4 protein-coding genes are annotated in these 9,093 nt (G+C 58.9%); all 4 read right to left on the bottom strand.

Going from position 1 to position 9,093, the window contains the following annotated elements; all coding sequences use genetic code 11:
• Nucleotides 1-279: 279 nt before the first annotated feature.
• The 4 genes from ACVCL3_RS02705 to ACVCL3_RS02690 all read right to left on the bottom strand — a co-directional run bounded on the left by ACVCL3_RS02705 (nucleotide 280) and on the right by ACVCL3_RS02690 (nucleotide 9,039).
• The gene (locus ACVCL3_RS02705) at nucleotides 280-2,499 is read right to left on the bottom strand and encodes a DEAD/DEAH box helicase (RefSeq protein ID WP_447100356.1); all 2,220 of its coding nucleotides are present in this window, start codon (nucleotides 2,497-2,499) and stop codon (nucleotides 280-282) included.
• Nucleotides 2,499-3,797: an ATP-binding protein gene (locus ACVCL3_RS02700; RefSeq protein ID WP_447100355.1), complete on the bottom strand. Its 1,299-nt coding sequence runs from the start codon at nucleotides 3,795-3,797 to the stop codon at nucleotides 2,499-2,501. Before ACVCL3_RS02700 ends, ACVCL3_RS02705 begins: the two co-directional genes overlap by 1 nt.
• Nucleotides 3,794-5,920, bottom strand: a complete 2,127-nt coding sequence (locus ACVCL3_RS02695) for a tellurite resistance TerB family protein (protein WP_447100354.1) — start codon at nucleotides 5,918-5,920, stop codon at nucleotides 3,794-3,796. The genes ACVCL3_RS02700 and ACVCL3_RS02695 overlap by 4 nt, the downstream gene beginning before the upstream one ends.
• Nucleotides 5,921-6,870: 950 nt before the next feature.
• Nucleotides 6,871-9,039: an nSTAND3 domain-containing NTPase gene (locus tag ACVCL3_RS02690; protein ID WP_447100353.1), complete on the bottom strand. Its 2,169-nt coding sequence runs from the start codon at nucleotides 9,037-9,039 to the stop codon at nucleotides 6,871-6,873.
• Nucleotides 9,040-9,093: the final 54 nt, after the last annotated feature.

Genomic DNA, 9,093 nt, shown 5'->3' with positions numbered 1-9,093 from the left:
CCCCTGACCTTCCTGCCGTGTCCGCCACCATGGCGACCACCTCAGGAACCTATCCGGGGGACGGGACAAAAGTTTAGGGGCGTGTCGGCTGGGCACAGGTGCGTCTACGCGGCATCAGCGACACCAAACTCAATTCGGCGCAGGTACCAGGGCAGGGTGATAAGGTCAAATTATCAGGGGTAGGGCAGGGCTATTTTCGAAGCAGATATCAGCCTCGCCAGAACGTGCCCCTCGAACCGCCAGCTGGGACTTTCCCTAAAGATCTGGCCGGCAAATGAGTTAGGCACCGTCGCTGATCTGATATCGCTGCGATTCAAACGTCGCGCGAAGCCAAGCCAGAGCCTCATCGAGATCCAAGTTGGAGCTGGCATAGCTTTGCCGCAGTAGGTGCGGCGAAAGCAATCCATCCCATTTTTGGCGGACGAGATTGCCTACCTTCGCGAGCAGTTCGTCCACAGATGCGGCAGGTTCCAAACAGATGTCACCTAACAAACCTTCGATCTCTTCGAGGCTACGGCCTGCGCGCTGGATCTCGACCCCCAGCCGGCCTGTAGATGCCTGAACGCCACGCGACATCAGTACGCAAGCGATGGCCTCGTTGGCCGCGTCGCCCAGCCAAGTCAACAGGATCGCTTGGCTTCCCTGATCCAGCAGCAAACGGTCGGCCAACGCAAGCGTAGCGAACGCCTCACGTCCTTCCCCCAAGAAGCGTTGTGCCGTGGGGTCGAGAAAGGGCAGCGCGTCGTGCGCAACATAGATATCGCGCATACGCTGCCGCACCCGTGTATGTACACGCCCGCTACCACCATTGAACAGCGGCGGAGCGCCGCCCTTGGCGGGCGCGACATGGATTGTTTTGTGTTCTTCGTCGATCGCTTCAACGAGCCAAGTACGCCCCCCGAACAAGATGCGCTGGCCAGGGGTCATCATTTGAGAGACAGGTAGCGTCCCCAATGCTTTGCCACTGGAAACGATGCGGAACTCCTCGTCGCTCGAGAACGCCGCATAAAAGGAATAGTGATTGACGATCTTGTCGCCGATGCGACCATGAAGCAGCAGCCCTGAGTGATCCTGCGTCAGGATCTCCTTTTGCCCCAGGGTGCGCAGCAGCTCGGCAAAGGCGTCTTTGGACACCCGCTCGAACGGACCGGGGGGAGTGCAGAGAAGGTGGAACGCTTGCGTTGCCTGAAGACCACCGTACTGCGCGATGGAAGACAGGAGCTGCTGCACGAGCGTGGAGTAGTGCGCCCCGTTCACGGCGGGCGGCTCGAACCAATTTTCCAGCAGGAGCGAAATGACGGCCGCAGCCTGTACCGTGTCCAATCGAAGCCGAGTTTCCAGGCCAGCCTTCGCATCCAAGGCGCTTTCGATGACATAGCCGCGCAGGATTGCCGGTTCGCCCTCGCGTCGGCCGGAACGGCCAAGTCGTTGTCGGAGACTTGCAACGGATGGTGGCGTGCCGATCTGCACTACGCTTCTGACCGCCCCGATGTCGATGCCTAGCTCCAAAGTGCTAGTGCAAACGGCAGTCGCCGCGTGCTCGCGCTGTTTCAGCGCCGCCTCGGTTTCGTACCGGATCTCCTTCGACAGGTTGCCGTGATGTGGCCAGAACTCCTTTTGAACTTGGGCCCGATCGCACAACTCATTCAGAAGATGTGTATAGCGCTCGACCTCCCGACGGCTGTTCGGGAATACGAGGTTATTGGAGCCGCGCAAAGTCTTGAACATGTGTTGGGCTATCGCCAGCGGCGCACGCTCCGTTTCCGGATCGTCCTTGCCGCCCGTTCCGTCGGCGGCCACGGGTTCTTCAAACCCTTTGACCAAGATCAGCAACTGGCCACCAGTCGATGCCGCGTCGACTATCGCTACCGGGCAGTCGGGCCGTAGGAATTGGGCCGCCAAGCCCATATCGCCCAGCGTGGCGGAAAGGCCGATGCGAGGCACCGTGCGCCCCAGTGCGACTTCGATACGGTGCATCAGCGCCTGCAGTTGCTTCCCGCGTTCGGTGCCGATGAACGCATGGAGTTCGTCGATGACAAAGAAGGTCATCTGCTTGAACAGGGCGGCGATGCTCGTGCCACGATTGCACAATGTGGCTTCCAGAGACTCTGGCGTGATCAAGAGCACGCCAGTTGGCTTTTGCACGAACTTCCTCTTGGAAGTTGAACTGATATCCCCGTGCCACGGCCAAACGGGCACGTCCAGGTTCTCGCAGAGACGGTCCAAGCGCCCAAACTGGTCGTTGATCAGCGCTTTCAACGGACTGATATAGACGATCAAACCGTCGTTTGACCGGTCGAGCAGATGGGTTAGGGCTGGGAGGAAAGCAGCTTCGGTTTTCCCCGAGGCCGTGCCGGCAGCCACGATGACATCTTGGTCACCAGGCAGGATCAGTGGAATGGCTTGTTCCTGCACATCGCGCAGCGCGCCCCAACCCTCGGCCCACAGATAGCGTTGTATCCGAGGATCTAGCTGCAGGAAAGCCTGTGACGTTGCCATCAGAGTTTGAACGAAGCCAACTCGTCTTCCGGATCTACGGCCATATCGCTCTTACCACCTTCATCAGCTTCTACCCGGACCTCTTCGATCAGGCTTGTCCAGTCGGTGCCAGGGTTCTGTTCCAGGATGGCCAAGAGATTGATGAAGGACGTGATCGTGGTGCGCGGCGTGCGGAAGAAGCTGTCACCGATGCGATTGGCGCAGTGCTCCATGAAGCTCACAATCGCCGAATCCGGAAGCAAATATCGGGCGGTGTCACCGGCGGCATATACGTGGCGGATCTTCCCCAGCAGCAGGTAGAAATCTTCCATGGTCAAGCTCGAAAGGCGCAGCACCGGGCCCGAGAAATCGACAAGCCCATTGGTCGCGAAAGTGTTCTGAGCAAGCCGACTTTGAAGTGCCGAGTAGCTGTAAATCCCGCGGCGCGTGTCCATCAGAAACTCCGGTGTACCGCCCAGCACGAATCCAAGGCCTACAGCCGTGCCCTGCAGGGAGTCGTTGAGCATGCGCAGGATCTGTTCGTAGTTGGAGCTGCGCGCTTGCGAATTGGCAAGCTTGTAGAGATTGACCATTTCATCCAGACACACGAACAACCCCGCGTATCCAGCCAAGCGCACGAATCTTGCCATGAGCTTCAGCTGATCGTAGACCGATGCGTCATCAACGATCGTACGAACGCCCAGTGCCGCGCGCGCGTCGGTCCGGGTCGCAAATTCACCGCGCAACCAGCGAACCGCGTCTGACTTCAGCTGCTCGTTTCCTTCTTCGACGCCGCGGCAATAGGCCGCGATGACATCGGCAAAGTCGTAACCGTTGACGAGCTCGGTCAGTTGTTCCAGCCTCGAGCGGATGACCTGTTCAGTGGATTGGTTCTGTGCTTTGGCTTCGGACCTGGCCGTGGCGATGAACTTCTCGACCACGCCGGACAAGGCGCCACCGTCTGGCTTGGTTCGCGTGGCCAAGTTGCGCATGAGCTCGGCATACAGTGACCGTGCCTGCCCGCCGGACGCGTGCAGGCGTCGATCGGGATTGAGGTCGGCGTTGGCAACGACAAGCTTCCGCTCCATGGCAATGGCGCGGATCAGATTGAGAAAGAACGTCTTACCCGCACCATATTCGCCGATGACGAAGCGGAACGATGAGCCACCATCGGCAACGCGGTCAGTATCCGCGACCAACGCTTCGATCTCCCTACCTCGGGCAACCTGAATCAGGTGTTGCCCCGCACGGGGCACGACACCGGCGCGCAGAGATTGGATGACGGCATCGCGATCCTTGGGGCGAATGGCAGCATTCATGCTTCGATCTTCTCAAGTAGTTGGGTATTCACTGAAATCGGGTCTTCGCCTTCAAACAGGGGCTCGTCGAACGCCTCGAAAGCCGCCTCGTTGATCTGTTCCATCGCGCCGTCGAGCATCAGGTCCAAGTCGGCGGCAGCGTCCTCCAGCTCGGCACGCGCCCACTCGGGCCGCGACAGTAGCAAGCGCAGCAGGGCGGAATGGTCCTCGTCCAGGCCCAGCGGCGCATTGGCTTTGTCTTCGACCTCCGGTTCCGAGGTGGGCGCAGCAGACTCGTGCAGACTGTCAGCTTCCTCGGCGAAGATCTCCGAAAGCAGTGCCGAGACCCGTATCGTGTCTTTTTGCAATGCCGCGATACGCTCAGCATCCAAGTGGAAACCCTGCTTCCCAGCTTGGACAGGGGACACAGCCGCGCCGCCGGAACCCGCAGTGTGGATGTCGCTGAAGACGCGCTTGGGTTCTACGCCGAGAGCTTTGTAAACCTTTTCCAGAAATTTCACTTCATCGGGCGAGACGAAGCCGTCGGCCTGGGTTAGAGCCGCCATGAAGGCAGCGAGCGTCTCGCGCGCCGCGGTGGGCAAGGGCTCCAGCTTCTTTTTCAGCGCCGTTAAGTTCATTGGCGAGGTGGTCAACCATTGCAGATGCGCGTGCAGCCGGCGGCGCTCGGCGTGGGTAAGGTGCGCCCATCCTTCGATTTCCGCCCGCAGATGTGCGATCTCTCGATCATCGAAGTCTCCATCAGCCTGGGCCACGGCCGACGCCAACTGCAGCGTCAACGCAGCCGTTTGATACTCGGTACGCGAACCCACATCCGAGTCCATGGGCGGTTGAGCGAACAACACGATCGTGTCCTGCTCGCCTGGTGCCTTGGCGCCACCGAGGACATGTGGCTCCATCCCAATTTCGACGCCTTCAAGCGCTCGCGCCAAGCCTCGCGCGCGATCTCGATTGAACGCTTGGTTGGCACCACCCAACACTGCAAGAAGTTCTTTCAGTGGCAGCGACAGCCGGCCTTCGTGCATCTGTGCGGTCAACGCTCGCAATTTTGCTTGAGTAGCTGCAGGCCAGAGGGTAGCGGGCAACAGCAACAGTCCTTCCAACGCTTCGGCTGCCCCAGGATCCTTTCCGATGAGGCGGCTGTAAGAACTAAGTTCATCCGTGCACTGGCTCGAAATGTCCATCAGCTTCCTGATAGGTGCGGTCAAGGCAGTGACGTCCGGGACGTCCCCGAACGACATCGTGACGTTGGCACCCTGCAGCCCCGCGGAGGCGGCTTTGTACACGAACTTGAGCTTGGTGCGGTTTTTCGGAAGCACTAGCCCCGGGCCGAGAACTTCGTGATAGCGCTGAGCGAACAGCCGCTCGAACTCGTTGGGACAACGAGTGGCCGCCGTCCGCAAGTGGCATTCCGGACTTAACCGGAGCCAAGCCAGCGCAAGGTGTGAGGAAAGCGGAACTCGATCGACGGCAGCTTGGCCGAGGGCTAGTCGAAGATACAGTGGCAGATCATAGGTTTTCGGGAAATCCGGGACGGGCTGCTTATAGAGCTGGCTCGATTTTCCGTCTAGTTCAATCCAACTCAGAAGTTCGCCGGCGTAGCGATTGAACGATCCTGACTTCTCGCCATAGATTGCAAGCAGTCGCCGGAGCTCAACGACGATGGCTGGCCAGTCATTTCGCGCTGAGGGGTCGTTGGGGGAGTCCGCGATGACGCGACGTTCGAGTCCGTAGAAAAACAAAAATACGTACCCGATGTCGCAGTCGGGGTGCGAGCGACCTTCCGACAACCAGTTCAAGTAAGCGCGCCGTTCCTCTGGGGATGCTTCCGCGTAGCTCGGCCAATAGCCCATCTGCCGTGCGCAGTAGTTGCCCACGCGCGCCACATTGTATTGGCCGCTGATCAGGCATGGATCAGTGCCACCATTGAGCGCCTTCAGCCTCCCACCGACATAGAGCATTCCGCCTGGCAAGTTCATCCCGGCGACTTCGACGCTTTCGCCAGGGGGTATCCAGCGTCCCTCACCGAAGCCGGCGGGCGCCGCAGGTAGAGTGTGAGCCGAAGGAGGGTTCGTATTCGCTGCTACCGAGAACATGCGTTCGGGCTCAGGCGAACCTCTGAGCATGGAGCCTCCAAAGGAGGGCTCGGCCGAGGGCTCGACCTTAGTCGTGGACGCGGCGATAGGGCTGGGAGGAGACATAGGATCTGAGGGCGAACTCGGCGTGATTGCTCGTCCGCTTATTGGGGGTGGTGCAGTGGGTTGGGATGCACCGGGAGACGGTGCACGCACAACTGGCGCACTCACTCTCTCATTCGCTCGCGCCGGAGTCGCAGGAAACTTGTCGCGCAGGAGTTGCGCTCGCTCACGGTTCGCGTCGATAGTGGCTTGGCGAGCTGTGCCCGACTCGGGCGACAGACCGGAACGCTTCACCGCTGGAGCAAGCGCAGCAGGGCGTGGGCGTTCAGAGACTGCGCGAGGCCGGCCAGAGGACAAGGCCTCAGGCCGACGGGCAGATCGTTGGGGCCCGCTCTTGACCATCAGCTCGCCCAGAGTAGGTTCATCCCGGTAGGGATCGTGCCTCTCCTTTTGGCCTAGATGCTTGATGACCAAGTATGCGACCAGGGCAATCGCGCCAATTACCCCGAGCCCGATCCAGACCTCTTTGGGCACCATTGCAAATAGCGCCAGTGTCCCAAAGACCAGCCATAAGCCGCCTCCGGCCGAACGTCTCGCCATCTGAACTCCCCCGGATACCGCTCCCAGTCCTTCCTATAAGCATACGCCACCGTTTCGCAACCGGGTCAGCATGTGGAATTCTCGATGTTCGGTGGAGTTTCAAAGCGCGCGTCAGGCAGAGCGATTAGCCGGTGTTATCGGGGGTAGGGTAGGGCCGATTTCGACCCCAAAGTAGAAGTTCGGTTCACCCAAGCCCACGGCTGTTTTGTAGCGTTTACGGTTGGTCGGAACAGATCGCAATACTCGAAATGTCCGGCACATGTCGGTCATCACGAATGGATTCTGGCATCGCGTCAGCGACTGGCTCCGGAGAACAGGATTGATTGATGTTTGGGCAGCTATTTGTCGACGTCGTCGAACACCGAGCGCTTTGTGACGGCGGGGGTGGAGGACGGAGCTTCATCCTTGTTTTGCGTCACGATATGCGTCCAATCCACTTCATCCTCGGAGCCTTCATCATGCTCTCGTTTGCGCTCTTCAAGCGTCTCGATCGAACGCTTGACCTGATCGCGTGCTACGCCGATCAAGGCCATGGCGTCCGTGTCGACACCAATCGTCTCAATGCGATCAAGTATGTCGAGAAGCTTATTAAAGTGACTGTCAGGCTCTTCGTCCAAGTCGGCATCGGCCGCGATCTCGTCGATCCGCTCTTCGATCGACGGCAGCACAGTCGTCCGCAGCGCTAAGCCCATTTCAATAAGTCTTAGCGCCGGAATGGCTGCCAGCATCTGAGGCTCGTCGAAGAAGGATACGTCGAGGTCGCTGAGCATGGCAGATTCCAGCCTGTCGGCGATTTCCGAGTGCAGATCGTCAGGCAAGACGCCGAGATGATGGGCACGTGCGCAGGTGGCAATTTTGGGGTCGTTGCTGGCGAGATCCGAGCGCCAGCAGAACCGTCGAAGTAGATTTGGAAACTGTTCGACGGTTTTGACGAACACGGCTTCGCTTGAACGATAGGACAGAAAGTGAAATAGCATCCTATTGCGGTGCAATTCGTCAGGCGTACGGCCAAGTCGAGCTACCAGAGCGTCGTCGAGCGCAGCCGGAATTAGAAGTGCGTCTTGGATGTGCGGCGAGCCCTCACACGTGAAGCTGCTGAGAATAGTGTCGATAGTGGCACCCCGTAAGAGTGCCGCCATCATATGAGGCCTTTGGCGCAGAATTTCCGTTAGGGCGTCGGAGATTGTCGGATGAGCGAAGATCCATCTTGATCCTGAGAGCTTCAGAAACGAGCCCTTGAGCTCAGCAAAACAATCCTGAATCTTAGAGAGAGGGTACCCAGTCAGTTCCGCTACCGCCTGTGCGGCCGAAGCGTCATGGTTGCTAGGATCGAAGCCGGCCTGATGGACATAAACGAGGATAAGCGCGGCCTGCAGATGATCGTCCAAAGCGTTAATGGTATCGATTAGATGCTCTGTCGGCTCCTCCATGAAGCGGACGAGTGAACTCTCGCGAGGCGCTAGGCCTTTCGTGAAGTTTGGATCGCCGAGGCGTTCGGCAATCCCAGGAAGAAAATTGCTAACTGCGGCGACCGCGGTTAAATGCGGCTTTACGCTTGATCGCCAGCTCTGGCTCTGCTCGCCGAAGTTGATATGGTTATAAAGAATCTGGGTCTTCTCCTCGAATGTCAGCTCGCCGACATCCACGACAGCGCTGCCATCTACGAATTGAGCAAGGTTGCGCTGTCCGAGCCGACGCCTCGCTGCCTCATAAATATGTTTGCGAGAAGTTAGTAGAAAGCGGTTGCCATGCTTGATCGCGGCCTGTAGCTTGGAAAAGGCTGATGCCCAGTCCTGCACATAGTCGTCGCGTAATACATTCGAGCCGAAGGCATCGTCTATCCAGAAGAAGCGCCCGGGGTCATTGGGATTCCAGCCTGCCTCAAAGTCGCGTGGGCTTGTCAGAGCAAGTACGGTGTTGTTCGGATTTTCCGACGCTATGGTCGATACGATGGCACCGATCGCCGATTTGCCGCTTGAGGGATTGCCGAGCAGCAGCACTACTCCATGTTCGGAGATCGCATTGACCGCAGCGCGATGGGCCTGGGTAGGTACATAGGTGCGAAGCTTTGGAATCCAGCTGTCAAGTAACGCCCGACTCTGCTCGCTGAGCCGCTCATCCACGATCGAGGTGAGATCCCCCAAGCCGTAGACCTGCGGGACAAGTGCCCGAAGACGCGAACTGCTCTTGATAACACGAACGATATATTGGCGGCCGAAAATGTGCGGCTTACGCACGCCGAGCTCCCGGAGCTTGGCACGCATTGCAGCTGCGACGGGCGCATCCACGCTCATGTTCGTCATGAAGGCGTACGTGTCTGCTTGGCCAGCTTTGACCAACTCCTCGACGTGATCGAGTTCGGCGGTGAGATCGCTGATCTTCAATGTTCTTGCGGCATCGGACGTGTGCTTGCACTGAACCGTGCCGATTGGTAAGGCGCCGTTTCCCGCAGGAATTAGGAACACCGCGTCCTGACCGCCGTCTTGGGCTTCGCGGAAGATTTCCACGGACCGACCGAGTACTACCTCACACACCTGGGAGCACAGGTCCTGAAACGCACG

Source organism: Rhodanobacter sp. UC4437_H4 (genome assembly GCF_052978425.1).
The sequence above is the reverse complement of the archived record's forward strand: the minus strand, read 5'-3'. Positions and strand labels throughout refer to the sequence as shown.